The organism is Dellaglioa sp. CoH-56-MRSF-11, assembly GCF_056782135.1.
The window spans coordinates 1-296 of record NZ_JBXAYE010000088.1; the positions used below are offsets into that span (position 1 = coordinate 1).

The 296-nt window shown below is 50.8% G+C and carries 1 protein-coding gene; it reads left to right on the forward strand.

Annotated features, from left to right (window positions below; translation table 11 throughout):
* The first annotated feature begins 2 nt into the window (after positions 1-2).
* Positions 3-143: an ATP-binding domain-containing protein gene (locus AC1RPT_RS07965; protein ID WP_471654395.1), complete on the forward strand. Its 141-nt coding sequence runs from the start codon at positions 3-5 to the stop codon at positions 141-143.
* Positions 144-296: the final 153 nt, after the last annotated feature.

The following is a 296-nucleotide window of genomic DNA, read 5'->3' on the forward strand; positions in this document are numbered from 1 at the left end:
CTATGACCGGCCACAGCGCACAGGGCTCTCAGTGGGATCGCACGCTCATCATCGACGAGTCTGATGTGTTTGCTGACCAGAAGTGGGAACATTTGTACACCCAATTGACGCGGACCGCAGTATCCGCAAATTTGTACCTATGAAGGATTACTAAATGACCCAACCCGGATACGTTATGTCCGAAGTAGTTCCCGGCATTCNCAGCGCAGTGCCGAGCCGTAGTGTGGTATTGACCGAAGATGATATCAAGCCGAAACACGGAATAGGGCAAAAGACATTCGTCATGATCGATATCG